This is a genomic window from Hydrogenophaga atypica (assembly GCF_042665215.1).
GTDB classification, from domain to species: Bacteria; Pseudomonadota; Gammaproteobacteria; order Burkholderiales; family Burkholderiaceae_C; genus Hydrogenophaga; species Hydrogenophaga defluvii_A.
The window spans coordinates 1-23274 of the sequence record NZ_JBHTCA010000023.1 but is presented as its reverse complement, the minus strand read 5'-3'; the positions used below and the strand labels follow the sequence as shown (position 1 = coordinate 23274).

Here is a 23274-nt window from a genome sequence, read left to right as displayed (position 1 = left end):
AAAGCGTTGATGACATGCCGGTGCTACTTGGCCAGCAGGTCGGGCAGCCACAGGCTGATAACAGGAAACGCGATCAGCAGGCCGAGGGTGACGAGGTCGGCCAGAATGAAACCGCCGACACCACGGAAGATGGTGCCGAGCTGGATGCGGTCACCTAGTGAGCTCTTGATCACATAGACGTTCATGCCCACCGGCGGTGTGCACAGCCCGATCTCCAGCAGTTTGATGACGATGATGCCGAACCAGACCAGATCGACGTTCATCTGATTCAGGATGGGCAGCAGCAGCGGCATGGTCAGCAGCATGATGGAGACGCTCTCCAGCACCGTGCCCAGCAAGAGGTAGATGGCGGCGATGGCCAGCATCATCACGATCTGGCTGTCGGTGACACCCATCAGCCATTGCGACATGCTGGCCGGCAACTGGCTGTAGGACATGAAGCGCGCGAAGATGGCTGCACCCACCACGATGATGAAGATGGCCGATGTGCCCTCGGCGGTGTCCACCACTGCCTGGCGGAAGGTATCGCGGTTGAGCGAACGCCGCCCAGCCGCGATGACACAGGCGATCGCCGCGCCAATGGCACCCGCTTCGGTGGCAGTAAAGGCGCCCGAAAAAATGCCACCGAGCACACCTACGATCAGCACCGGCAGTGGCCACACATCCTTGAGCGCAGCGAGTTTTTCCTCGCGGCTGTAGACCGTGTGATCACGCGGCGCCAGCTTCGGGTTGATCACCACCCGCAGGGTGATGTAGCCGATGAACATCAGTGCCGACAGGATGCCGGGCACCACCCCGGCCATGAACAGGCGCGAGATGGACACGTCGGCCATGATGCCGAAGATGATCATCAAGATGGAGGGGGGAATCAGAGATCCCAGCGTGCCGGCCGAGGCCACGCAGCCCGTGGCCAGCGCCGGGTCGTACTTGGCCTTGAGCATCTCGGGCACCGAGATGCGCGAGAACGCCGCTGCAGTGGCCACGCTGGAGCCTGACGCCGAGGCAAAAAATGCGCTTGCCAGCACGTTGGCTGACGCCAGCGAGCCAGGCACCCGACCTAGGAAGATGCGGGCCGAGGCGAATAAGCCGTTGGTCAGGCCGGTGGCCGAGGCCACGTAGCCCATCAGCAGGAACATGGGTACGGCGGACAGGTTCCAGTCGCCAATGAGTTCGTAGGGGATGGTCTTGGCGATCCCGAAGGCCGCATTAGAGGACGTGATGGCAGCGATGCCGGCCATGCCGACGAGGCCCATCGCGATGCCGATGGGCACGCGCAGAAAGATGAGGACCAGCGCGATGCCAACGCCGATCAGGCCAATAAGGGTACGGTCCATGGTAAGTGCGGGTTCAGACGGTTTCGGCGTGACCGTGTTCGGCTTTGCCACCGGTCAACAGGGTCATCAGACGCAGGGCCAACGCGGCACACGCGGCCAGCAAGCCCAAAGGAATGAGGAAGCGGCTGGGCCAGACCACCACCTTCCAGACACCGTCGATGTACTCGCGGTTCTCGAGCGCGGTCAGTGCGATCTTGATGCTCTGCCAGGCCAGAAAGGCATAGAAGGCAATGGAAAGAATCGTTGCCAGCACGTCAAGTGGACGTTGCAAGCCCTGAGGCAGGCGGTCGTACAGCAACTCGACCACGATCGGCCGGTTGTGCACCTCTATGTAGGCCAGCGGCAGAAACACCGTGCCGATCATGTAGTAGGCCGCCACCACTTCGGCGGTGCCGGGAATCGGTTGCTTGAAAAAGTACTTCAGCACCACGTCCAGCGTCACATGCACCATCATCAGCACCAGCGACAGGCCGGCAACGTAGGCCAGCACGCTGGCGAAATGATCAGAAATTCGCTTCATGTCATTGCATCCGGTAGCCGCCGTTGACGTCGATGACGTTACCGGTGATGTAGGCAGCACCGGGCGACACCAGGTAGTCCACCGCTGCGGTCACGTCGTCCACCGTACCGATGCGGCCCAGCGGAATGTTCTGTGCCGCTGCGGCCAGCGCACCGCTGCTGGTCACGGTGCTGCGCAGCATTTCAGTGTCAATCAGGCCCGGGGCGATAACGTTGGACGTGATATCCAGGTGGGCGGCCTCGCGTGCGAAAGCCTTGGCGTACCCCATGACGGCCGCCTTGGCTCCGATGTAGGCAGCGCTAGAGCGGTAACCCCCGAGTTGCGCGGCCACCGAACCAAAAAACACCACCCGGCCATGAGGCACGGGCGTGGCCTCGCGGTGGCGCAGGAATTCGCGGCTGCATAAAAAGGCGCCGCGTGTGTTCACCGCATAGCTGCGCTCCCAGATGTCCATCGCCATGTCCTTGATCAGCGGGCGTTCGCCGCCGGGCATGATCAGAAGGCCGGCGGCGCACACCAGCACGCTGACCGGACCAACCGTGGTCTCCACATCGTTGAACAGGTCCACCACGGCGGCTTCGTTGGCCACATCCACGGCCCGCGCCACATGGCCTTTGCCAAGTTCGGTTGCCACTTTCGCGGCGTTCTCGCTGTCGATGTCGGCGACCACCACACGGAAGCCGTTTTGGGCCAGATGGATACATAAGGCCGCGCCGATGCCGCGTCCCCCTCCGGTGACCAGGGCTACTCGCCCCGCGTTCACTGCTGTGTTCATGTGCTGCTTCCAGGTCAAGGGCCACATCATGTGGCAGAGGTCGCAATCATGTATACATGATGCTCAATTTTCGATCGGTATTTACCCTGATTCGGCTGAAATTTTGGCCTTCGTGTATACATGTTGGCTTATATTGGGGTGTCCAACTTCCTTGCTTGCCGACATGCAGACCCTGTCTCAGAACGTCACCGATACCTTGCGCGGCTGGATTCTTCACGGGCGTTTCAAACCCGGTGAGCGGATTGAGGAAATACCGATTTCGCTGGCCATGGGCGTGTCGCGAACGCCGGTCCGTGCGGCTCTGGCGACGTTGGCCAGCGAAGGTTTGATCGACCACCAGCCCAAGCGCGGCTATCTGGTCAAGGTGTTCGCGCTAGGTGACATCCTGGCTGCCTACGAGGTGCGCTCGGTACTTGAGGGTCTGGCCTGTCGTGCAGCCGCACAGCACGGACTGGACGAAACACAGATCGCCACCCTGCGCAGCTGTCTGGCCGAAGGCGACCGCCTCCTGGGCAAGGGGCATCTTGATCCCGACGATCACGCCCCTTATCAGAAGGTCAATGTGGACCTCCACAACACGGTCATAGCGGCCGCGCGAAACCCCTGGCTGGGGCGCTTTGCCGAGCAGGCTCACAATATTCCCTACGCATCGGACCGCATTGTGTTGTGGGAGGACCATGCGTTGATCCTGCGTTCGCACGGCGACCATCACCGCATCGTGGACGCCATCATCGAGCGCGATGCGGCGCGGGCCGAGTCCCTGATGCGTGAGCACGTCTACTACGCAGGGGTGATCCTCAAGAACAACTTTGAGCGCTTGTTGGCCCAGCATGGGCAAGCGGCGGAGTAGCGCCCGACTGCGGCAGCCACGTGTTCGTTTGGGCAGCAGCCCGCGCTGGATCGGTTCAGACCCATTGCCGCCGACGCGGCCCGAAGCGCCTCAGCGCACCGCCCCCATGGCCTTGGCGCGCGCCAGCGAATCGCGGGCAGCGGCTTCATCGGGCGTGACCCGCGTGGGCCAACCCGCCAGATGCTGTTCGCTCAGGTCGGCCAGGGCGCGAATCCATTCGTTGCGGTCGTTCAGGCAAGGGATGTAGTTGAACTGCTCGCCGCCCGCGTGCAGGAAGGCTTCGCGCGCTTCCATGTTGATTTCTTCCAGCGTTTCCAGGCAGTCGCTGGTGAAGCCGGGGCACATCACGTCCACGCGTTTCACACCCTGCTGGCCCAGCGCGATCAGCGTCGGTTCGGTGTAGGGCTCCAACCATTTGGCTTTGCCAAAACGCGACTGGAAGGTGACCACGTAGCGGTCTTTGGTCAGGCCGAGCGCCTCCGCCAGCAGGCGGCCGGTTTTGTGGCATTCGCAGTGGTAGGGGTCGCCCAGGCGCAGGGTGCGTTCGGGCACACCGTGGAAGCTCATCACCAGCTTCTCGGGCTGGCCGTGGGCCATCCAGTGGGCACGCACCGAGGCGGCCAGCGCGGCGATGTAGCCGGGGTCGTCGTGGTAGCGGTTGACGAAGCGCAGCTCGGGCAGGTGACGCACCCGTTTGCCCCAGTCGTACACGGCGTCCATCACACTGGCGGTGGTGGTGCCGCTGTACTGCGGGTACATGGGCACGATGAGGATGCGGGTGGCGCCTTCGGCCTTGAGCGCGTCCAGCTGCGAGGCGATGGACGGGTTGCCGTAGCGCATGGCATAGCGCACCTCCACCTTGTGGCCTTTTTCGCCCAGGAAGCCGCGCAGCAGGGTGGTCTGTTTTTCGGTCCAGACCTTCAGCGGTGAGCCCTCCGCAGTCCAGATGCTGGCGTATTTGGCGGCCGACTTGGCCGGCCGCACTCGCAGGATGACGCCGTGAAGGATCAGCCACCAGAGGGGCTTGGGGATCTCCACCACACGCGCATCGCCCAGGAACTCGGCGAGGTAGCGGCGCACGGCCGGCGCGGTGGCTTCATCGGGCGTGCCCAGGTTGCACAACAGGATGGCGGTTTTGGCCGGCTGGCCATGGGTGTACGGGGGTTCGGGGCGGAAGGGCATGCGGTATTCTCCCCGACCATGCTGAACCCATCGCGCATCAAGGCCATCACGCTGGACCTGGACGACACCTTGTGGCCCATCTGGCCCACCATCGCCCGCGCCGAAACCGCGCTGACCAACTGGCTGGCCGACCGGGCGCCCGCCACTGTTGGGCTGCTGGCCCAGCCCGAAGTCAAACGCCAGATACGCGCCGACACCGAAGCCCAGTTCGCCCACTTGGCGCACGACCTGGGTGTCATCCGCCGCGAGGCCATCCGCCTGGCCTTGCAACGCGCAGGTGACGACCCGGCTCTGGCCGAGCCGGCGTTTGAGGTGTTTTTCGACGCCCGGCACCAGGTCGATTTGTTTGCCGACGCCTTGCCCGCGTTGGAGGCCCTGAGCGCCCGTTACCCGCTGGTGGCCCTGACCAATGGCAACGCCGACATTGGACGCGTGGGCTTGGCCCGCTATTTCAAGGGCGCGCTGAGCGCACGCGATTTTGGCGTGGGCAAGCCCGATCCGCGCATCTTCCATGCGGCCGCTGCGTTGGTGGGCACGGCGGCCGAGGACACACTGCACGTGGGCGACGATGCCCACCTGGACGGCGTGGGTGGCCTGGGCGCTGGCATGCAGTTCGTGTGGGTCAACCGCGCGGGGCATGACTGGGCCCACGCTTCCTGCCAACCCCACCTCACGGTGGCCGACCTGCAAACCCTGGTCGATCGCCTCGTCTGACCTGAGCTTCCACATCACACACACCATGAGCCTCACCATCCACGGCATCGTCGCCTCGCGCGCGGTGCGCCCGCTGTGGGCCGCCGCCGAATTGGGCCTGCCCTTTGAGCACCTGCCCACGCCCTACAAAGACGGCGCCACCCGCACGCCCGAATTTCTGGCCCTCAACCCCAACGGCCACATCCCCGTGCTGGTAGACCACCGGCCCGATGGCGATGTGGTGGTGTGGGAGTCCATGGCCTGCACCCTGTACGTGGCGCGCCACCACGGCCGGGGCGATGGCAGCGACATCGCGCCCGCCAGCGCCGCCGAAGACGCCGACGCCCTGCGTTGGAGCTTCTGGACGGTGACCGAACTGGAGAAGGACGCGCTGACGGTGCTGATGCACCGCGTGGCCATGCCGGCCGATCAACGCAAGCCGGAGCTGGCCGAATCGGCCGAAAAACGCCTGCATGTGCCGCTGCGGGTGCTGGAGCAGCACCTGCAACACCAGCAGGCGCGTGGCCAAACCCACTTGGCGGCCGACCGTTTCACCGTGGCCGATCTGTGTGTGGCCAGCGTGCTCAACTGGGCGCGCGCCGCCGACCATGTGCTGACCAGCTACCCGCTGACCCACGCCTGGCTGCACGCCTGTGTGAGCCGGCCCGCCCTGGCGCAGCTGCGTGCCAAGGCTTGAACCACCAGAACGGACGGCAATTGGGAGACTGTGATGAAAACACTGAGCGTTGTGTTGGGCTTGTCTGCGGTGCTGGCCGGCTGTGGCCACCAGCCCCAATCCCTGCCCACCCTGGCCTCACTGCAGGCCTTGCCCGGCACCCAATGGGTGCCGGCCGACCCCGCGCTGGCCTTGTTGCCCCTGGGGCAGCGGCCTGAACTGCAGTTCGTCAGCCCCACGCAGGTGATCGGTCACAGCGGATGCAACCGGTTTGCCGGTGCCTTGCACCTGGGCGGCGGCCTGCAAATGGGGCCGCTGGCGGGCACCCGCCGTGCCTGTACCGACGAATTGATGGTGGTCGAGAGCCGCGTGTTGCGCGCGCTGGATGCGACCCAGGGTGGGCGCCTGGAGCCCGGTCAATTGGTGTTGCTCGATGCCCGTGGCGCGGAACTGATGCGCTGGGTGCAGCTGCACTGAGCGCGTCAGTCGCTCCGGGCACCGGCCGCCAGGCCGCAGCGCACCGCACCTTCCAGCGTGGCCGGGTAGGGGCCTGCCACAAAATCGGCCACGGCCCACAGACCGTTTCCCATGTGGCTGGGTGGGCGTTGGAGCTGGGGTGTGCAGGCGAAGGTGGCGCGTTTTTCCACCACGGTCTGCAGCACGTTGAGCGGCCCCAGGCCCAGCGCCTGGGCTTGTGTGAGCACGTCTGCCTGCAGGCGTTCGCGGTCGTTGCCGCTGGCGCTGACCACAAAAGCCAACAAATCTTTGGGCCCGCCCAACGCGGCTTTGTCGAACACAAACTGGGCCGGCGCGCCTGGCCCGTGGCGCAGGGCCAGCATGGCCGCACCTTGCGGCAGCGGCCGCTGCGCCAGGGCATAGACGGTGGCGATGGCCTCGAACCGCAGCGCTTGGGCCTGCGCTGTCCAGGCTGCGGCGGCGGGAAAGTGTTGTGCCAAGGGTTCGAGCAGGCGCGCCGACGCCCCCGGCGGTGTGGCCAGGAGCACGCGGTCAAACGGCTCGCCGTCCACCAGCCAGCCAGATGCACTTGCCAGCAGCGTGCCCACGCGCCGGCCGGTGTGGACCTGTGCGCCGCGTGCCTGCAGCCAGCGTTGCGCCGGTTCGGGCAGCAGTTGACCCAGGGGCACACGTGGCAACAGCAAGGTGGCGCCGTTCCACGGGCCGTGGCCGGCGCCAAACAAGGCGTCTTTCAGTACCCGCAGAAACACCTGCGCACTGGCCTGGTGGGCGGCGGTGTTGAGGGCCGACACACACAGCGGCTCAATCAGGTCCTGGAACACCTGGGTGGGCAGGCGGACGCACAACTGCGCCACCGTGAGCTGCGGATCGCAGTGAAAGCCGCCGAACTGCCAGCCCAGCGAAGCCTTGGTCAGCGACAGCTTCTCGCGCCAGCCCCAGCCGGGTGTGGTGGCGATGGCGGCCAGGGCATCGAGCGGCGCGGGCCAACGCGCGGCCCAAGTTGGCGTGCGCAGGCCGGTGCCGTTGGCGAAGGGCAGGGCCAGCGGCAGGGCGTGCAGCACCGTTTCGGGTGGCGCACCCAAACGCGCCATCAAACCCAGCGTGGCGGTGTAGGCGCCGATCAGGATGTGCTGGCCGTTGTCCACCGCCAGCGGCCCCGTGGGGGTGTCCAGCATGAGCGTGCGCGCGCGCCCCCCGAGGGTGCGTGCGGCCTCAAAGACAGTGACGTGTTGGCCGGCCTCGGTGGCTGCCACGGCCGCGGCCAGGCCCGCCCAACCTGCACCCACCACCGCTGTTCTGGTCACAGCCGGCCCAGCGCTTGCACTTTCCAGGCGAGCCAGAACTTGCGCAAGGGCGTGAGTGAAACCCGTTGGGTCAGCACCAGCACCGGGTCGTTGGCGATCTCATGGAGCAGCGTGCGGTAGATGCTGGCCATCATCAAGCCGGGTTTCTGCGCACGTTTGTCGGCGGCTGGCAACAAAGACAGGGCGTGGTCGTAGGTGGCCTGGGCGCGGTCGATCTGGAAACGCATCAGTGCCACAAAACGGGCCTCAAAGTCGGGTTCGACCGCCCCCTGGCCTCGCTTGATCAGCTCATGGGCCTTGACGTTGAATTGCTGCAACTCGTTGATGGGCAGGTAGATGCGACCGCGCATCGCGTCTTCGCCCACGTCGCGCACGATGTTGGTGAGCTGCAGCGCACGACCCAGGGTGTGGGCGTAGGCGGTGGTTGCCTCCTGCGTCTGGCCAAAGATGCGTGCCGACACCTCACCCACGATGCCCGCCACCAGGTGGCAGTAGGTGCTGAGGTTGGCGAAGTCGAGGTAACGGCTTTGATCCAGGTCCATCTGGCAGCCATCGATCACCGCCAGAAGGTGGCGTGATTCGATGCCATAGATCCCCAGATGCGGCGCCAGCGCCCGCATGACAGGGTGTTGGGCCTGACCGGCAAAGGTCCGCGCCACCTCGGCACGCCACCATTCGAGCTTGGTCTGTGCCACGCCCAGATCGGTGGTCTCGTCCACCACGTCATCGATCTGGCGGCAAAAGGCGTAAAAAGCGGTGATGGCCGAGCGCCGGGGCGCGGGCAGGAACAGGAAGGCGTAGTAAAAGCTGCTGCCTGAGGCGGCAACCTGTTGTTGGACGGTTTGTTCTTCAGGACTCATCGGCGGCGGCGGTTTGGGGGGAGTTTAAACACCGCACGTGCCCAGGGCCCACGTGAGGGGTTGCCGCCGTGCCGCTGCCCGCCTGCGGCTGCGGTGCGTCTACGCCACCGTGGTGGGGCGGCCCAGCATCTTGTCCAGGCACAGGCGCAGGGTTTCGAGCGAGGTGGTGTTGAGCACAAACACCACAAAACCCTCGATATCGCTGCTTTTGAGTTCAAAACGGATGTGCAGGAACACCACCAGGTGGTTCTGGATGCGGGTGCGCAAGATGCTGCGGCCGTCGCCAATGTTCACGTCGGGGGTGCCGAGGTCGAATTCGTTTTGCAGCAGATCGGACAGCGCGGCGATGCAGGCGTTGAGCATCACGTTGCCGATCTCGGTCATGGCATCGCGCTCCAGTCCCGAGAGTTGCTCCTCGGGCACCGACTGGCCGGCGACGACACGCACGATCTCCAGGCTTTTTTCGCTTGGGAAAATCAGCAGAGCGTCGCCTTTGAACACGCCGTCAAACGGCTGGCGCACGGCGTAAAGCCGGGGGTTGGCGGCATTGAGTTCCTGGGCCGCTTCGCTCACGGTGAGCAGGCTGACGTGGGGCACCGACAACAGCACCTCGTCACCCACCAGGCCACTCATGGCCGCAGCGGCTTTGCCCACGCCGATGTTGAAGATCTCGGACAGGGCGTCCAGTTGGTCGTCGTCGAGCTTCAACATGGTCAGACTCCTGCGCCTTCGGCGATGGCTTTGAGCGTTTCGGCCGTGATGGGTTTGGGCAAAAAGGGGATGCCGGCGGCGCGTGCGCGCTCCTGCACGGCGGCTTGCACGTTGGCGCTGAGCAACACGATGTGGGCCTTGGGTTGCAAGGCGCGCAGCGCGATGGCGGCGTCCAGGCCGTTGATGCCCTGCATGTTGTAGTCCATGGACACCAGGTCCAGCGGTGTTTCGCGGGCAATGAGCAAGGCTTCGTCGCCGCTGGCCGCTTGCAGCACGTTCCAGTCGGGGTGGTGCTGGTCAACCAGACCTTTGAGGAGCATGCGCGACATGCGACTGTCGTCGACGATGAGAAGTTGGATGGGCATAGAACAGACTCTGGGCAACAAGCCTAATTTAAACCAAGTTACAAATCCAGCATTTCCGGCAGGTATCGCACGGCGCGGTTGCGGCCTTCGGCTTTGGCGCGGTAGAGGGCCTGATCGGCCTGGGCCAGCAGTTGCGCCAGGGTTTGCGCCGGCGGCTGGAAGCTGGCAACGCCCAGCGAAGCCGTGAGGCGCAGGGTTTGCCCATCCGGCAAGGGCAGGGTGATGGCCGAGATCGCCTGTCGGACGCGCTCGCCGGTGTCCAGCGTGCCCTGCAGGTCGGCGTTGGGCAGCAACACGGCGAACTCTTCGCCACCCAGGCGCCCCACCACATCCGCATCGCGCAGCACCGACTGGATGGCCCGTGCCGTGGCGCGCAAGGCCTCGTCGCCGGCCTGGTGGCCGTGGCGGTCGTTGACGGTCTTGAAATGGTCGATGTCGATCATCAGCGCGCCGCAGGCGTGGCGGTAACGGCGGCAGTGTTCGAGCAGCACTTCGGCCTTGTCGAGAAAAGCCCGCCGGTTGTTCAGGCCCGTCAGCGCGTCGGTGGTGGCCAGCAGGCGCAGTTCGTGCTCCAGCCGCTTGTGGGTGCTGATGTCGAAACCCCAGAGCAGGTGGCACAGGCGGCCTTCGACTTCGATGAGCTGGTCGGACAGCGAGCTCCAGTAGGGCGGCGTGGACGCGATTTGGGCCTCCACACCATCGATCTGGCCCGACTCGTCCAGTGCCTGGCGCAGCGCCTGGCCGGTCGCGGCATCGTGCAGCAGGTCTTGCAAACGCAAGGTCTGCGGCTGCTGGTGCATGCCCAGACGCTCCATCAGCCGGCGGTTGATGTAGTGGACCTGACCCCCTTGCGCATCGATCAGCGCAACGTCGCTGGGGCTGGCGTCCAGGATGAAGGTCAGCAGGTTGTGCGCTTCATCGATTTGTCGGGTGCGCTCGCGCACGCGGGTTTCCAGGAGCTGGTTGGCCTCATTGAGAGCCTGGGAGGTTTGGAGCGCGACCTCCCGGTCTTTGAGCGCCCGCCAGATGATGATGCCCGTGCCGACCAGCACCACGATCAAGGCCAGGCTCAGCAGTGTGAAGCTCAGCAGCAGACGCAGGCGTTGTCGGTCCGCTTCCAGTGTGCTGGCCAGGTGCACATCGGCCACCGCCTGGGCAATGGGCTCTCGAAACCGTTGCAACCCGGTGGCCACCTGACGCAGCGTGGCGGGGAGGTTGGCGTTGTTGGGCTGTTCCAGCTGCTTCGCGCTGGCGTCAACGGCGCGCGCCAGTTCATCGAGTGTGTTGGCCGTCTCGGGCAGGGTGTCCCGGAACTGGACATTGACCTTGGGTGCCGTGGGCGAGTGGTCGAGCACGCTGTACAACACCTCCAGGCGCAGCACCAGCTCGTCGATGCTGGTGTCGCCCGCGGCCGCTTCCTGTGCCAGCAGGCTTACCCGCGACAACTCGTTGTTCACGCTGGCGATGTACCACAGGTCGTTGTGCTGGCTGGGCCGTGAGAGCAAACGGGCCTGGTGTTGTGCCAGCCACAGCGCCGAGGCCGCCACCACGGCCATCAGGAGCACGACGCCCAGCACCCAGCGCAGCATGCGCAAGTGCCGCGTGCCCATCAGCTTTTGGCTGGCAAACAGTTCCTGACCGCTAGGGGTTGACGCGGATTTCATGGACCTGCCAGATCGATCGGTTCAGGTAGTCCTGCGCGTCGAGCTCGGGGTGCTGATCAAAGGGGTAGATGAGGATGAGCGGCCCCTTGTCGCGCACGCTCAAGGGTTTGCCGTCCCGCCTTGACGCCAGCACGGGGTCGTAGCGCCGCAGGTCGCGCATGGGCACGGACACCGCGTAGTTGTTCAGCGCGATCAGCTGGACCTCGGCATCGGGGCCGGCCCCCAGCAGGCCCGCGATGTGGCTCAAGGGGACGCCGCTCCAGCGGTGGCGGCCACGCAATCCCAGGCTGGGCGGCAGCTGTGTCTCCAACGTCTTTTGGGGCATCTGGTCGAGCGCCTGGAGGTCGCAGGGGGCGGTGGCACTGCGCGAGGTGCGCAGCACCAGCACCGGCCGGCCCACGGGTTTGGGGCACAAGGTCTGGGCGTTCAGGGTCGGGTGGCAGGCCCATGCCCATGCGCCCACCAGGCCCAGAAACGACCTGCGTTTGTTGATGGTGTTCACCGCAATCCCAACTTGACGACTTTTTTGAAGGTGTGTGGGAACATGTCCACAACAGGTTTTAAAAGTGTTTAACCGTCCAGATTAGCACAGGCGGCGGGGCTGTTGGGGGCCGATGGGCTGGCGCCGCAGGTGTGACCCACGCCTCAGATGCGGTTGCGTTTCTCCCATTTGCGTTCGCGCACGTTGCTCACTGCGCCGTGTTCGTCCACGGTTTCCAGCCGCACGTCAAAGCCCCACAGGCGTGCCACGTGTTTGAGCACCTCGTCGGTGTGGTCATTCAGCGGGCGGCGCTGGTAGGGTGTGTGGCGCAGGGTCAGTGCGCGGTCTCCCTGCAGGTCCACCGCCCACACCTGGATGTTGGGCTCGTTGTTGCCCAGGTTGTACTGGTCGGCCAGGCGCTGGCGGATGTGGCGGTAGCCATTGGCGTCATGGATGGCCGAAATGGTGAGTTGGCTGTCCTGGTCGTCGTCGAGCACGGCAAACAGGTGGAAGTCGCGTATCAGCCGGGGCGAGAGGTACTGGGCGATGAAACTTTCGTCCTTGAAGTTGCGCATCGCGAAGTCCAGCGTTTTGTGCCAGTCGCTGCCCGCGATGTCGGGGAACCACTCGCGGTCCTCCCCCTCGGGTTGTTCACAAATGCGGCGGATGTCGCGCATCATGGCAAAACCCAGCGCATAGGGGTTGATGCCCCGGTAGTAGGGGTGGCCCACAGGAGGCTGCATCACCACATTGGTGTGGCTTTGCAAAAACTCCATCATGAAGCCCGCGCCCACCACACCTTCGTCGAACAACTGGTTGAGGATGGTGTAGTGCCAGAACGTGGCCCAACCTTCGTTCATCACCTGCGTTTGGCGCTGGGGGTAGAAATACTGCGATATTTTGCGCACGATGCGGATGATTTCGCGTTGCCAGGGCTGCAGCAGCGGGGCGTATTTTTCGATGAAGTACAGCAGGTTTTCCTGTGGTTCGTCAGGGAAGCGCACTGGCGTGGCCTCGGCCTCAGCGTGGGCGCGCTGGGGCACGGTGCGCCACAGGTCGTTGACCTGGCTTTGCAGGTAGGCCTCGCGTTCGCGCTGGCGCGCCAGTTCTTTCTCCAGCGAGAGCTTGGCCGGGCGTTTGTAGCGGTCCACGCCATGGTTTTGCAGGGCATGGCACGAGTCGAGCAGCAACTCCACCGCCTCCAGGCCGTGGCGGGCCTCGCAGTCGGCGATGTATTTGCGGGCGAACACCATGTAGTCCACGATGGCTTCCGCATCGGTCCAGGTGCGGAACAGGTAGTTGCCCTTGAAAAACGAGTTGTGGCCGTAGGCCGCGTGCGCGATCACCAAGGCCTGCATGGTCAGGCTGTTTTCCTCCATCAGGTAGGCGATGCAGGGGTTGGAGTTGATGACGATCTCGTAGGCCAGCCCCATCTGCCCGCGCTTGTAGCTTTTTTCGGTGGCCAGAAAGTGTTTGCCAAAGGACCAGTGGTGGTAGGACACCGGCAGACCCACCGAGGCGTAGGCGTCCATCATCTGTTCGGCGGTGATGATTTCCAGCTGGTTGGGGTAGGTGTCGAGGCCGAAGCCTCGGGCAACACGTGCGATCTCCAGGTGGATCTTTTCGATCAGCTCGAAGGTCCACTCCGACTGGTCAGGCAGTCGGAAACGTGGTGGCAACGCGGTGGGTGCGTTCATTTCGGTTGTTTGCGAAACAGTTCGCGGAACACCGGAAAGATGTCGGCCGGTGTCACGATGCGCTGCTGCGCGAAGTTGTGGTGCATCTGAGCCACCTGTTCGTAGGCGTGCCACAGGTTCTGGGGCGGGCCGTCGGTGATCTCGACGTAGGCGTAGTACTGCACAGCCGGCATGATGGTCTCGTGCAGCATTTTCAGGCACTGTTCGGAGTCGTTGTCCCAGTTGTCGCCGTCGGATGCCTGGGCCACGTAAACATTCCACTCGCTGCTGGCGTAGCGCTCGCGCACGATTTTGGTCAGCAGCGTGAGCGCAGATGACACCACCGTGCCGCCGGTTTCGCGCGAGTGGAAAAACTCGTGTTCGTCCACCTCGGCGGCCTGGGTGTGGTGGCGTATGAACACCACCTGCGTGTGTTCGTACATGCGCGACAGAAACAGGTAGAGCAGGATGAAAAAACGCTTGGCCATGTCCTTGCGTGCCTGGTCCATAGAGCCCGAGACATCGAGCAGGCAGAACATCACCGCTTGGGTGCTGGGCTTGGGCACCTTGATGCGGTTGCTGTAGCGCAGGTCGAAAGGATCGAGGTAGGGAATGGCCAGCAGCCGCGTGCGCAGGTGGTGGATTTCGCGACGCAGTGCCAGCACACGTTCGTCGTTGTCGTCCACCGGCGTGCCCAGCAAGCCGATCAGTTCGCGTTCGGCTTCAGCCAGCCGGCGCTGCGGGCGCCCGCCGATGGCGATGCGCCGACCCAAGGCGCCGCGCAGCGAGCGCAGCACATGGATGTTGGTTGGTGTGCCTGAGATGGTGTAGCCGGCCCGCTGCGACCGCCATTCACTGATGGAGGCGAGCTGCGTTTTCACCAGGTCTGGCAAGGCGAGGTCCTCAAAAAAACAGTCGAGGAATTCCTCCCGCGTGAGTTCGAAGATGAAGTCGTCCTCGCCGGTTTCGTCGCTGTTGCCGCCTTGGCCCTGCCCCTGCCCGCCGGCACCACCAGCAGGCCTGGGTACCCGGTCGCCCTTGACGTATTTGCGGTTGCCGGGGCTGACCGTTTCCCACACACCGCCCCGGGTGTGGCCAAAACTGGGCTCGCCCACGTCCTTGACCGGGATGGAAATTTTCTCGCCTTTCTCCATGTCGGTGATGGAGCGTTCCTTGATGGCGCGCGCCACCGCCTGCTGGACCTGGCCCTTGAAGCGGCGCAGGAAACGGTCGCGGTTGACCGCAGATTTGTTTTTGCCCTGCATGCGGCGGTCAATGAGGTAGACCACGTGGCCTCCCGTGTCAGGTGGGTGGGCTCAGGACGCTTTGCGCACGCGCAGATACCACTCGCACAGCAATCGAACCTGTTTGGGCGTGTAGCCCTTGTCCACCATGCGCGAGACAAACTCCTGGTGTTTGTTGGCGTCTTCGGCGCTGGCTTTGGCGTTGAAGCTGATGACCGGCAACAGCTCTTCGGTGTTGCTGAACATCTTTTTTTCGATCACGGTGCGCAGCTTTTCGTAGCTGGTCCACACCGGGTTCTTTCCGGCGTTTTGGGCGCGGGCCCTCAGCACGAAGTTGACGATTTCGTTGCGGAAATCCTTGGGGTTGGAGATGCCCGCAGGCTTTTCGATCTTCTCCAGTTCGGCGTTGAGCGCGTTGCGGTCAAAGCTTTCACCGGTGTCGGGGTCACGAAACTCCTGGTCCTGGATCCAGTAGTCGGCAAAACTCACGTAGCGGTCGAAGATGTTCTGGCCGTATTCGCTGTAGCTCTCCAGGTAGGCGGTCTGGATTTCTTTGCCGATGAACTCGACGTAGTGCTGCGCGAGGTACTCCTTGAGGTAAGAGAGGTACTTTTGCTCGGTCTCCGGTGGAAACTGCTCGCGCTCGATCTGCTGCTCCAGCACATAGAGCAGGTGCACCGGGTTGGCGGCCACTTCGGTGTTGTCGAAGTTGAACACCCGAGAGAGGATCTTGAACGCAAAACGCGTGGACAGGCCGTTCATGCCCTCGTCCACCCCAGCGTAGTCCACGTACTCCTGGCGCGACTTGGCTTTGGGGTCGGTGTCCTTGAGGCTTTCGCCGTCGTAGACCTGCATCTTGCTGTAAATGCTGGAGTTCTCGGGTTCTTTCAGACGCGACAGCACCGAGAACTGCGCCATCATCTTGAGCGTGCCGGGGGCGCAGGGCGCTTGCGAGAGCGACGAGTTGCGCACCAGCTTCTCGTAAATCTTCACCTCTTCCGTCACCCGCAAACAGTAGGGCACTTTGACGATGTAGATGCGGTCAAGAAATGCTTCGTTGTTGCGGTTGTTGCGGAAGGCCTTCCACTCCGATTCGTTGGAGTGCGCCAGCACCACGCCATCGAAAGGGATGGCGCCAAAACCTTCCGTGCCCTTGTAGTTGCTTTCCTGCGTGGCCGTCAGCAAGGGGTGCAGCACCTTGATGGGGGCCTTGAACATCTCCACAAACTCCAGCAGACCCTGGTTGGCCAGACACAGGCCACCCGAGTAGCTGTAGGCGTCGGTATCGTCCTGCGCAAAGTCTTCGAGCTTGCGGATGTCGACCTTGCCCACAAGAGAAGAGATGTCCTGGTTGTTCTCGTCACCCGGTTCGGTTTTGGCGATGGCGATCTGCTTGAGCACCGAAGGGAAGCGTTTGACGACACGGAAGCGGTTGATGTCGCCGTTGAATTCTTGCAGGCGCTTGACGGCCCAGGGGCTGGGAATGCCACGCAGGTAACGCCGCGCGATGCCGTAGTCTTCTTCAAGGATGGTGCCGTCTTCGGCCTCGTTGAACAGGCCCAGCGGCGACTCGTTCACCGGCGAGCCCTTGAGACAATAGAAGGGCACCTTTTCCATCAAGGCCTTGAGCTTTTCAGCGATGGACGATTTGCCGCCGCCCACGGGGCCCAGCAAATAAAGGATTTGTTTGCGCTCTTCCAAGCCCTGGGCCGCGTGGCGGAAGTAGGAGACCACCTGTTCGATGGCTTCCTCGGCGCCGTAGAAGTCGCGGAAGGCGGGGTAGATCTTCACCACCTTGTTGGCGAAGATACGTGAGAGGCGGGGCTCGTGCCGCGTGTCGATGAGTTCGGGCTCGCCGATGGCTTCGAGCATGCGTTCGGCAGCACTGGCATAGGCCAGGCGGTCGCGCTTGCAGAGTTCGAGGTACTCCTGCAAGGAGTACTCTTCCTCGCGCGTCCGCTCGTAGCGGTTGCTGTAGTGGTCAAAGATGTTCATGCGAATCTCCCTTTGAACAGACCCACGGCACACAGTGGAGAACACTGCGAATTCATCATACGCCCGCAAGCTGCGGGTGTGTGGTGTGTTTCTGCAAGTGTGGTGCTTGTGCACCGCACTGTGCTTCACACGCCGTTATGAGCCCATCAGCGCGGCGAGAGTTCCGTGCGTTTCATCCGCGCGGCGCGCCACAGCAGGCGTGGCAAGTCCCAACTGCGCAGGCGCGGGCGGGTGTGCCAGGTGCGGTGTTGCAGCGCATCGGCCCGGTCAAGGATGAGCAGGCCACCTTGCACCACCAGACGCAGCTCCCAGCCAATGCGGCCCGGCAGTTGCAGGGCCAAGGGTGCGCCGGCCATCATCAGCGTGCGCGCCTGCTCGCACAGTTCGGCGATCAGGGCTTGGGCGGCCGGGTCGCTGGCAACGGTTGGCCCAATCGCAGACACGTTCACCCCATGCGCCAGCAACCGGTCGGTGGGCAGGTAGTGGCGCTGGCGTGGCAGGTCCACGCTCAGGTCTTGCCAGAAGTTGATGAGTTGCAGCGCGCTGCAAATCTGGTCGCTGCGCTGCAATGACACAGAATCTGTGACGCCATAGAGGTGCAGCAACAGCCGGCCCACCGGGTTGGCGGACAGCCGGCAGTAGTCCAGCAGTTCGGCCTGATCGCGGTAGCGGCGGCCAGCGGCCGTGTAGCGCACATCCTGCTCAAACGCGCTGATCAGGTCGTGCAGCAAGGGCAACGGCAGCTGGTGTTGGGCGATCATGGCCGCAAGTGGGGCAAACACCGCGTGCCAGCGGTCACCGTGATACCCGTGAGCTTCGGCACAGGCGACCAGGGCGTGTCGGTAGTCTTGCAGCGCTTGCAGGCGTTGTTCGGCGGTGGCGTCGCCTTCATCGGCCATGTCGTCGGCGCAACGGGCAAAGTGGTAAATGGCCAGAATGGCGGGCCGCAAGGCTTTGGGGCACAGCCACGATGCCACGGGAAAATTCTCGTAGTGCTGTGTGCCCTGGTGTCCCAGGCCAGCCACCGCAGGACTTGTGGTTGTGGGGTGGTGCGGTCGGGGCATGGCCGAAGATTGTCGTCTGTGTCGCGCCCGTCACGCTGGCTGCGCCAGCATTTTTCGCGGATTGACATTGTCTCGGACACGTTCTACATTTCCCGCTAATTACTAACCAGTCAGTCATTAATTATGAAGTCCGACTTTCTGACCGCTGTGGCGCGGTGTCTGCCCTGGCCTGTGTTGTTGCTGGGCCTGTCCGCCTGCAGCCCACCGCCCGCCGCCGAGGAGCCCATCCGCTCGGTCAAGTTGATGACCGTTCAGGCGGGCAGCCTGGACGGTGGCAGCGAGTACGCCGGCGAGGTGCGGGCGCGCACCGAAACCCGGCTGGGCTTTCGCGTGGCCGGCAAGCTGAGCGAGCGCCCGGCCCAGGTGGGCCAGGCCGTCAAGCCAGGGCAATTGCTGGCACGTCTGGACGCGCAGGATTACGCGCTGGGCGTGCAGGCCGCCACCGCCGCACAGCAGGCCGCGCAAACCCAACGCGACCTGGCGGCGGCCGATCTGAAACGGTACGTGGAGTTGAAAAACCAGGGCTTCATCAGTGGTGCCGAGATCGAGCGGCGCGAGGCCAGCCTGCGCTCCGCTGAAGCCAGCCTGGCCCAGGCCAAAGCCCAGTTGGCTTTGCAGGGCAACCAGTCGGCCTACACGACGCTGCGGGCCGAAGTGGCCGGTGTGGTGGTGGCGGTGGAGGCCGAGCCCGGCCAGGTGCTCAGCGCTGGGGCACCGGTGCTGCGCCTGGCCCACGATGGCCCCCGCGACATGGTGTTTGCCGTGCCCGAGGACCGGGTGGCCGGCTTCAAACAAGGCCAAACGGTGATGGTGCGGCTGTGGGCCGGCGGGCAGCCGGTGGCCGGCCAAGTGCGCGAGGTGGCGGCCAGTGCCGACACCGCCACCCGCACATTCCAGGTCAAGGTGGGCTTGCCCGCCACGGTGACCGCGCCGTTGGGTGCCACCGCCACGGCGGTGACGGGTACGCCGGCCAACCGTCCGGCACAGGCCATCAAACTGCCCACCAGCGCCCTGCGCCAGGCGGGCGCGGGCACGGCGGTGTGGTTGTGGGACGAGGCCAGTGGCACGGTCAAGTCGCAAGCGGTGCAGGTGGCGGGTGCCGATGGCAACGAGGCGGTGATTGCCGCTGGCCTCAAAGGTGGTGAGCAGGTGGTGGTGGCCGGCGTGCACGTGTTGACCGAAGGTCAGAAGGTGTTGCGTTATTCGCCGCATCCGGTGATGTCGCCCAGCACCAAGTGAGGACCGCATGAGCCAGACCGATGACCAGGCGGTGCCCGCCACGAGCGCGCGCCAGCGATTCAACCTGTCCGAATGGGCGCTCAACCACCAGCCGCTGATCCGCTACCTCATGGTGGTGCTGATGTTCCTGGGCTGTGCCGCTTACTTCCAGCTCGGGCAGGACGAAGATCCGCCCTTCACCTTCCGTGCCATGGTGGTGCGGGCCTATTGGCCCGGCGCAACAGCCCAGCAGGTGGCCGATCAGGTGACCGACAAGATCGAGAAAACCCTGCAGGAGGTGCCCTACACCGACATCATCCGCAGCTACTCCAAGCCGGGCGAGACGCTGATCATTTTCCAGATCGCCGATTCCTCGCCCGCGCAAGCGGTGCAAGGCACCTGGTACACCGTGCGCAAGAAGATCGGCGACATGGCCGGCACCTTGCCGCAGGGCGTGGTCGGTCCGTTTTTCAACGACGAGTTTGGCGATGTCTATGGCGTCATCTACGCTTTGCAGGGCGAAGGCTTCACCCCGGTGGAGCTCAAGCGTTTTGCCGACCAGGCGCGCCAGAAGCTGCTCGATGTCAAGGATGTGGCCAAGGTCGAGCTGTTTGGCGTGCAGGACGAAAAGCTGTTCGTTGAAATCTCGAACAAGCGGCTGGCCACCCTGGGGCTGGACATGAACGCCGTGCTGGCCCAACTGGGTCAGCAAAACGCCGTGGCCCCCGCCGGCACGGTGCAGACCCCGCTGGACGTGGTGCAGGTGCGCGTGGCGGGTGCCTTCCATTCGGTGGACGAGCTGCGTGCCATGCCCATACGCGCGGCCAGCGGCGCGCAGCTGCGCCTGGGCGACATCGCCGAGGTGCGCCTGGGCCTGGTCGATCCGCCCACCACGCTGGTGCGGCACAACGGCAAGGACAGCATCGCGCTCGGCATTTCCATGGCGGCCGGTGGCGACATCATCGCCCTGGGCAAGGCCTTGCGTGTGGTGGCCAGCGACTTTGAAAAGACGCTGCCGGCGGGCTTGCAGTTGGTGCAAGTCCAAGACCAGCCCAAGGCGGTGGCCACTTCGGTGAATGAGTTCGTCAAGGTGCTGATCGAGGCGGTGGTCATCGTGTTGGCGGTCAGCCTGCTCAGTCTGGGCCTGCACCGCCGGCCCGGCGGGCGCGGCCTCAAGGCCTTCACCCTGGACGTGCGCCCCGGCCTGGTGGTGTTTGTCACCATCCCGCTGGTGCTGGCCATGACCTTTCTGGTCATGCAGTACTGGGGCATTGGCCTGCACAAAATTTCGCTTGGATCACTCATCATCGCGCTGGGCCTGCTGGTGGACGACGCCATCATTGCCGTCGAGATGATGGTGCGCAAGCTCGAAGAGGGCTACAGCATGTTCCGCGCCGCGACCTTCACCTGGGATGCCACGGCCATGCCTATGTTGACCGGCACGCTCATCACCGCGGCCGGCTTTTTGCCCATCGGCATCGCCAAGTCCAGCGTGGGCGAATACACCTTCGCCATCTTTGGCGTCACCGTGGTGGCGTTGGTGTTGTCGTGGATCGTGGCGGTGGTGTTTGTGCCTTACCTGGGCGTGGTGCTGCTCAAGGTCAAGGTGGGCCAGGTGGCGCACGACGAGGTGTTCGATGGTCCGTTCTACGTGCGTTTTCGCGCGGCGGTGGACTGGTGTGTGCAACACCGTTGGATCACCATCGGCGCCACCGTGTTGACCTTTGCCCTGGGCATTGTGGGCATGGGCAAGGTGCAGCAGCAGTTTTTCCCCGACTCCAGCCGGCCCGAAATCCTGGTTGATCTGTGGTTGCCTGAAGGCAGCCCGGTGCGTGCCACCGACGAGGTGGCGCGCCGGGCCGAGGCGCGGTTTGCCCAGCTCAGTGGTGTCACCGCTGTCAGCACCTGGGTGGGTTCGGGCGTGCCGCGCTTTTATCTGCCGCTGGACCAGATCTTCCCGCAGACCAACGTCAGCCAGATGATTTTGATGACGGACAGCCTGGCCAGCCGCGAGCGCCTGCGCAAAGAAATGCCGGCGCTGTTGGCACAGGAGTTCCCCGAGGTGCGGGGCCGCGTCAAGCTGTTGCCCAATGGGCCGCCGGTGCCGTATCCGGTGCAGTTTCGTGTGATGGGGGCGGAGCCTGCCGTGTTGCGGGGGCTGGCCGACGAGGTCAAGGCCGCCATGATGGCCAGCCCGCTCACGCGTGGCGTCAACGACAACTGGAACGAAGCCGTGAAGGTGATGCGCCTCGAGGTGGACCAGGACAAGGCCCGCGCCCTGGGCGTGAGCAGCCAGTCCATCGCGCAGGCGTCGCGCACCATCCTGACCGGCACCACGGTGGGCCAGTACCGCGACGGCGACAAGCTGATCGACATCGTGCTGCGCCAGCCGCTGGACGAGCGCGACGCCATCACCGACCTGGCCAACGCCTACCTGCCCACGGCCAGTGGCAAGAGCATTCCGCTGACGCAGATTGCCAAAGCCAGCTTCGCGTGGGAGCCCGGCGTGATGTGGCGCGAAAACCGCAGCTACGCCATCACCGTGCAAAGCGACGCGGTGGAGGGCGTGCAGGGCGCGACCGTGACCGAGGCCCTGTTGCCCACCCTGCGCCAGCTCGAAGCCAAGTGGCCGGCGGGTTACCACATCGAAGTGGCGGGAGCGGTGGCAGAGAGCAGCAAAGGCTCCAGCTCGATTGCCGCCGGCATGCCGCTGATGCTGTTCATCATCTTCACGCTGTTGATGTTGCAGTTGCACAGCTTCAGTCGCGCCATGCTGGTGTTCCTGACCGGCCCGTTGGGCCTGGCGGGTGTGGCCGGTGCTTTGCTGTTGCTGGGGCGTCCGTTCGGGTTTGTGGCCCTGCTTGGTGTGATCGCCCTCATGGGCATGATCATGCGCAACTCGGTGATCCTGATCGACCAGATCGAGCAGGACCGCGCGGCCGGTGTGCCCACCTGGAACGCCATCGTGGAAGCGGCTGTGCGCCGCCTGCGGCCCATCGTGCTGACTGCGGCCGCCGCCGTGTTGGCCATGATCCCGCTGTCGCGCAGCGTGTTCTGGGGCCCGATGGCGGTGGCCATCATGGGTGGCCTCATCGTGGCCACGGTGTTGACCTTGCTGGCCTTGCCAGCGATGTACGCGGCCTGGTTCCGCGTCAAGCGGCCCGACGCGACGCCGGCTTGAGCTTGGGCTCAGTGGCTGGCGCGGGCAGCGCCAGCCCGGCCGACCGCACGACGTTCAGGCAGTCTTTGATGTGCTGCTCGCCCAGGTAGCGGATGGCGCTGTAGCCAATCAGCGCCGACACCGCCTGCCCGGCCAGCGGCACAAAACGCGCAGCCTGCTTGGCCGTCAGGCGCACACCCACCAGTTTGGCGGCGCGCAGCACCAGGTCTTGGGTGATGAACTTGCCCACCAGCACTGTGCCCACCTGGGCCACGGCTTTTTGCACCTTCTCGCGTTTGCTGGGGTCCAGCCGGTCCAGCTGTTCGGGCGTGAGGCCAAAGTGGCCATTGATGGCCGGGATCAGGCGCGAGAGCAGGGCGGCGTCCACCGCCCAGTCCAGGCCCGGCACGGGCACCGCGCTGGCCACACCGGCCACCAGGGCGCGCCGGTGCAGCAGTTGCCGGCACTGCCTCACCACGGCCAGCATGGCGGGGTCGCCGGCGGCCATTTGCAGGGTGCTGGGCATGGTGTGGGGCGTCAGTTGCCGCTGCCCGCCACGCGGGTGTAGACGAACAGCAACACGATGGCCCCGACGATGGAAGCGATCCAGCCGGCTGCCGCGCCGGGTGCGTACCAGCCCATGAACTGACCCGCGTAGGAGGCGGCGAAGGAGCCCGCCACACCCAGCAGCGAGGTCATGATCAGGCCGATGTTCTGCTTGCCTGGCAGCAGAAAACGCGCGATCCAGCCCACGATGAGGCCCACAAACAAAGTACCGATGATTTGACCCATGACATGCTCCCGCAGGTGTTGATATGGCGGCACTGTAGCGCAGCCGGGCACTTGAATCTTGGAAAAATGTCAGACCCGGCAGCGGCAAAGGGTTTGTTGTGAAACACTGTCAGCAGCAAATAGAACTGTCCGGTTTTGTAGCAAGTAGATTGTCCGCTTTGACGTGATGTGATGGTGCTGGCAGCCAAGCTGCGAAGGGCGCAGCCCGAAGCGGCTTGGCTGCCAGCACGCGA

General features: G+C 64.4%; 22 protein-coding genes. 6 read left to right on the top strand and 16 right to left on the bottom strand.

What is annotated here, in order from left to right; genetic code table 11:
- Positions 1-23: 23 nt before the first annotated feature.
- The 3 genes from ACFQPB_RS19540 to ACFQPB_RS19530 are packed head-to-tail and all read right to left on the bottom strand — an operon-like array spanning position 24 to position 2629.
- Entirely contained in the window at positions 24-1334 is a 1311-nt protein-coding gene (locus ACFQPB_RS19540) for a TRAP transporter large permease (RefSeq protein ID WP_382226910.1), read from the bottom strand.
- A gap of 13 nt (positions 1335-1347) precedes the next feature.
- Positions 1348-1854, bottom strand: coding sequence for a TRAP transporter small permease subunit (locus ACFQPB_RS19535; RefSeq protein WP_382226907.1), 507 nt, complete (start codon positions 1852-1854; stop codon positions 1348-1350).
- 1 nt (position 1855) lies between these two features.
- On the bottom strand, positions 1856-2629 hold the full coding sequence (locus ACFQPB_RS19530) for an SDR family NAD(P)-dependent oxidoreductase (RefSeq protein ID WP_382226905.1): 774 nt from the start codon (positions 2627-2629) through the stop codon (positions 1856-1858).
- 151 nt (positions 2630-2780) lie between these two features.
- Here ACFQPB_RS19530 and ACFQPB_RS19525 point away from each other — a divergent pair, with 151 nt between their 5' ends.
- Positions 2781-3479 (top strand): GntR family transcriptional regulator, encoded by a 699-nt coding sequence (locus ACFQPB_RS19525; protein ID WP_382226902.1) that lies wholly within the window; start codon positions 2781-2783, stop codon positions 3477-3479.
- 90 nt (positions 3480-3569) lie between these two features.
- On the opposite strand, the gene hemH is transcribed toward ACFQPB_RS19525, so the two are convergent.
- Positions 3570-4661, bottom strand: a complete 1092-nt coding sequence (gene hemH, locus ACFQPB_RS19520) for a ferrochelatase (protein WP_382226897.1) — start codon at positions 4659-4661, stop codon at positions 3570-3572.
- Between the two features lie 18 nt (positions 4662-4679).
- On the opposite strand from hemH, the gene ACFQPB_RS19515 reads away from it, so the two are divergent.
- From ACFQPB_RS19515 to ACFQPB_RS19505, 3 genes are read left to right on the top strand one after another with little or no spacing between them, the layout of a single operon-like run.
- The gene (locus ACFQPB_RS19515; protein WP_382226894.1) at positions 4680-5375 is read left to right on the top strand and encodes an HAD family hydrolase; all 696 of its coding nucleotides are present in this window, start codon (positions 4680-4682) and stop codon (positions 5373-5375) included.
- A 25-nt stretch (positions 5376-5400) separates the two neighbouring features.
- The gene (locus ACFQPB_RS19510; RefSeq protein ID WP_382226891.1) at positions 5401-6051 is read left to right on the top strand and encodes a glutathione S-transferase family protein; all 651 of its coding nucleotides are present in this window, start codon (positions 5401-5403) and stop codon (positions 6049-6051) included.
- 33 nt (positions 6052-6084) lie between these two features.
- A complete protein-coding gene (locus ACFQPB_RS19505; protein WP_382226888.1) occupies positions 6085-6507 on the top strand; it encodes an META domain-containing protein in 423 nt (140 codons plus the stop codon).
- Between the two features lie 5 nt (positions 6508-6512).
- Here ACFQPB_RS19505 and hpnE read toward each other — a convergent pair whose 3' ends face one another.
- The 10 genes from hpnE to hpnC form a co-directional block, all read right to left on the bottom strand.
- A complete protein-coding gene (hpnE, locus tag ACFQPB_RS19500) occupies positions 6513-7811 on the bottom strand; it encodes a hydroxysqualene dehydroxylase HpnE (RefSeq protein ID WP_382226885.1) in 1299 nt (432 codons plus the stop codon).
- Positions 7808-8671, bottom strand: a complete 864-nt coding sequence (gene hpnD / locus ACFQPB_RS19495) for a presqualene diphosphate synthase HpnD (protein WP_382226883.1) — start codon at positions 8669-8671, stop codon at positions 7808-7810. Before hpnD ends, hpnE begins: the two co-directional genes overlap by 4 nt.
- A 99-nt stretch (positions 8672-8770) precedes the next feature.
- Positions 8771-9382 carry a chemotaxis protein CheC gene (locus ACFQPB_RS19490; RefSeq protein ID WP_382226879.1) on the bottom strand — a complete coding sequence of 204 codons (612 nt, stop codon included), beginning with the start codon at positions 9380-9382 and terminating at the stop codon, positions 8771-8773.
- 2 nt (positions 9383-9384) lie between these two features.
- The gene (locus tag ACFQPB_RS19485; RefSeq protein WP_382226877.1) at positions 9385-9747 is read right to left on the bottom strand and encodes a response regulator; all 363 of its coding nucleotides are present in this window, start codon (positions 9745-9747) and stop codon (positions 9385-9387) included.
- 38 nt (positions 9748-9785) lie between these two features.
- Positions 9786-11411 (bottom strand): sensor domain-containing diguanylate cyclase, encoded by a 1626-nt coding sequence (locus ACFQPB_RS19480; RefSeq protein WP_382226874.1) that lies wholly within the window; start codon positions 11409-11411, stop codon positions 9786-9788.
- Positions 11389-11913 (bottom strand): putative pterin-binding protein, encoded by a 525-nt coding sequence (locus tag ACFQPB_RS19475; protein WP_382226873.1) that lies wholly within the window; start codon positions 11911-11913, stop codon positions 11389-11391. Before ACFQPB_RS19475 ends, ACFQPB_RS19480 begins: the two co-directional genes overlap by 23 nt.
- Positions 11914-12056: 143 nt before the next feature.
- Complete coding sequence (locus tag ACFQPB_RS19470) at positions 12057-13589, bottom strand: SpoVR family protein (protein ID WP_382226870.1); 1533 nt, start codon at positions 13587-13589, stop codon at positions 12057-12059.
- The gene (locus tag ACFQPB_RS19465; RefSeq protein WP_382226867.1) at positions 13586-14857 is read right to left on the bottom strand and encodes a YeaH/YhbH family protein; all 1272 of its coding nucleotides are present in this window, start codon (positions 14855-14857) and stop codon (positions 13586-13588) included. Before ACFQPB_RS19465 ends, ACFQPB_RS19470 begins: the two co-directional genes overlap by 4 nt.
- A 27-nt stretch (positions 14858-14884) precedes the next feature.
- Entirely contained in the window at positions 14885-16807 is a 1923-nt protein-coding gene (locus tag ACFQPB_RS19460; RefSeq protein WP_382198213.1) for a PrkA family serine protein kinase, read from the bottom strand.
- A 146-nt stretch (positions 16808-16953) separates the two neighbouring features.
- Positions 16954-17871 carry a squalene synthase HpnC gene (gene hpnC, locus ACFQPB_RS19455; protein ID WP_382226864.1) on the bottom strand — a complete coding sequence of 306 codons (918 nt, stop codon included), beginning with the start codon at positions 17869-17871 and terminating at the stop codon, positions 16954-16956.
- Between the two features lie 123 nt (positions 17872-17994).
- Here hpnC and ACFQPB_RS19450 point away from each other — a divergent pair, with 123 nt between their 5' ends.
- Both ACFQPB_RS19450 and ACFQPB_RS19445 read left to right on the top strand, forming a co-directional pair.
- Positions 17995-19110 carry an efflux RND transporter periplasmic adaptor subunit gene (locus ACFQPB_RS19450; protein WP_382226861.1) on the top strand — a complete coding sequence of 372 codons (1116 nt, stop codon included), beginning with the start codon at positions 17995-17997 and terminating at the stop codon, positions 19108-19110.
- Between the two features lie 7 nt (positions 19111-19117).
- Positions 19118-22270, top strand: coding sequence for an efflux RND transporter permease subunit (locus tag ACFQPB_RS19445; protein ID WP_382226858.1), 3153 nt, complete (start codon positions 19118-19120; stop codon positions 22268-22270).
- Here the strand turns inward: ACFQPB_RS19445 and ACFQPB_RS19440 are convergent.
- Together ACFQPB_RS19440 and ACFQPB_RS19435 are read right to left on the bottom strand one after the other, a co-directional pair.
- Complete coding sequence (locus ACFQPB_RS19440; protein WP_382226855.1) at positions 22242-22775, bottom strand: hypothetical protein; 534 nt, start codon at positions 22773-22775, stop codon at positions 22242-22244. The genes ACFQPB_RS19445 and ACFQPB_RS19440 overlap by 29 nt on opposite strands.
- Before the next feature lie 11 nt (positions 22776-22786).
- Positions 22787-23041, bottom strand: coding sequence for a GlsB/YeaQ/YmgE family stress response membrane protein (locus ACFQPB_RS19435; RefSeq protein WP_382198223.1), 255 nt, complete (start codon positions 23039-23041; stop codon positions 22787-22789).
- Positions 23042-23274: the final 233 nt, after the last annotated feature.

Bases quoted from the DNA above. Each gene is read 5' to 3' on its own strand.
- ACFQPB_RS19480 (WP_382226874.1), bottom strand. From the start codon at position 11,411: ATGAAATCCGCGTCAACCCCTAGCGGTCAGGAACTGTTTGCCAGCCAA.
- ACFQPB_RS19490 (WP_382226879.1), bottom strand. From the start codon at position 9,382: ATGTTGAAGCTCGACGACGACCAACTGGACGCCCTGTCCGAGATCTTC.
- ACFQPB_RS19440 (WP_382226855.1), bottom strand. From the start codon at position 22,775: ATGCCCAGCACCCTGCAAATGGCCGCCGGCGACCCCGCCATGCTGGCC.
- ACFQPB_RS19535 (WP_382226907.1), bottom strand. From the start codon at position 1,854: ATGAAGCGAATTTCTGATCATTTCGCCAGCGTGCTGGCCTACGTTGCC.
- ACFQPB_RS19485 (WP_382226877.1), bottom strand. From the start codon at position 9,747: ATGCCCATCCAACTTCTCATCGTCGACGACAGTCGCATGTCGCGCATG.
- ACFQPB_RS19450 (WP_382226861.1), top strand. From the start codon at position 17,995: ATGAAGTCCGACTTTCTGACCGCTGTGGCGCGGTGTCTGCCCTGGCCT.
- ACFQPB_RS19515 (WP_382226894.1), top strand. From the start codon at position 4,680: ATGCTGAACCCATCGCGCATCAAGGCCATCACGCTGGACCTGGACGAC.
- ACFQPB_RS19460 (WP_382198213.1), bottom strand. From the start codon at position 16,807: ATGAACATCTTTGACCACTACAGCAACCGCTACGAGCGGACGCGCGAG.
- ACFQPB_RS19435 (WP_382198223.1), bottom strand. From the start codon at position 23,041: ATGGGTCAAATCATCGGTACTTTGTTTGTGGGCCTCATCGTGGGCTGG.
- ACFQPB_RS19540 (WP_382226910.1), bottom strand. From the start codon at position 1,334: ATGGACCGTACCCTTATTGGCCTGATCGGCGTTGGCATCGCGCTGGTC.
- hemH (WP_382226897.1), bottom strand. From the start codon at position 4,661: ATGCCCTTCCGCCCCGAACCCCCGTACACCCATGGCCAGCCGGCCAAA.
- ACFQPB_RS19505 (WP_382226888.1), top strand. From the start codon at position 6,085: ATGAAAACACTGAGCGTTGTGTTGGGCTTGTCTGCGGTGCTGGCCGGC.
- ACFQPB_RS19530 (WP_382226905.1), bottom strand. From the start codon at position 2,629: ATGAACACAGCAGTGAACGCGGGGCGAGTAGCCCTGGTCACCGGAGGG.
- ACFQPB_RS19445 (WP_382226858.1), top strand. From the start codon at position 19,118: ATGAGCCAGACCGATGACCAGGCGGTGCCCGCCACGAGCGCGCGCCAG.
- hpnC (WP_382226864.1), bottom strand. From the start codon at position 17,871: ATGCCCCGACCGCACCACCCCACAACCACAAGTCCTGCGGTGGCTGGC.
- ACFQPB_RS19470 (WP_382226870.1), bottom strand. From the start codon at position 13,589: ATGAACGCACCCACCGCGTTGCCACCACGTTTCCGACTGCCTGACCAG.
- hpnD (WP_382226883.1), bottom strand. From the start codon at position 8,671: ATGAGTCCTGAAGAACAAACCGTCCAACAACAGGTTGCCGCCTCAGGC.
- ACFQPB_RS19510 (WP_382226891.1), top strand. From the start codon at position 5,401: ATGAGCCTCACCATCCACGGCATCGTCGCCTCGCGCGCGGTGCGCCCG.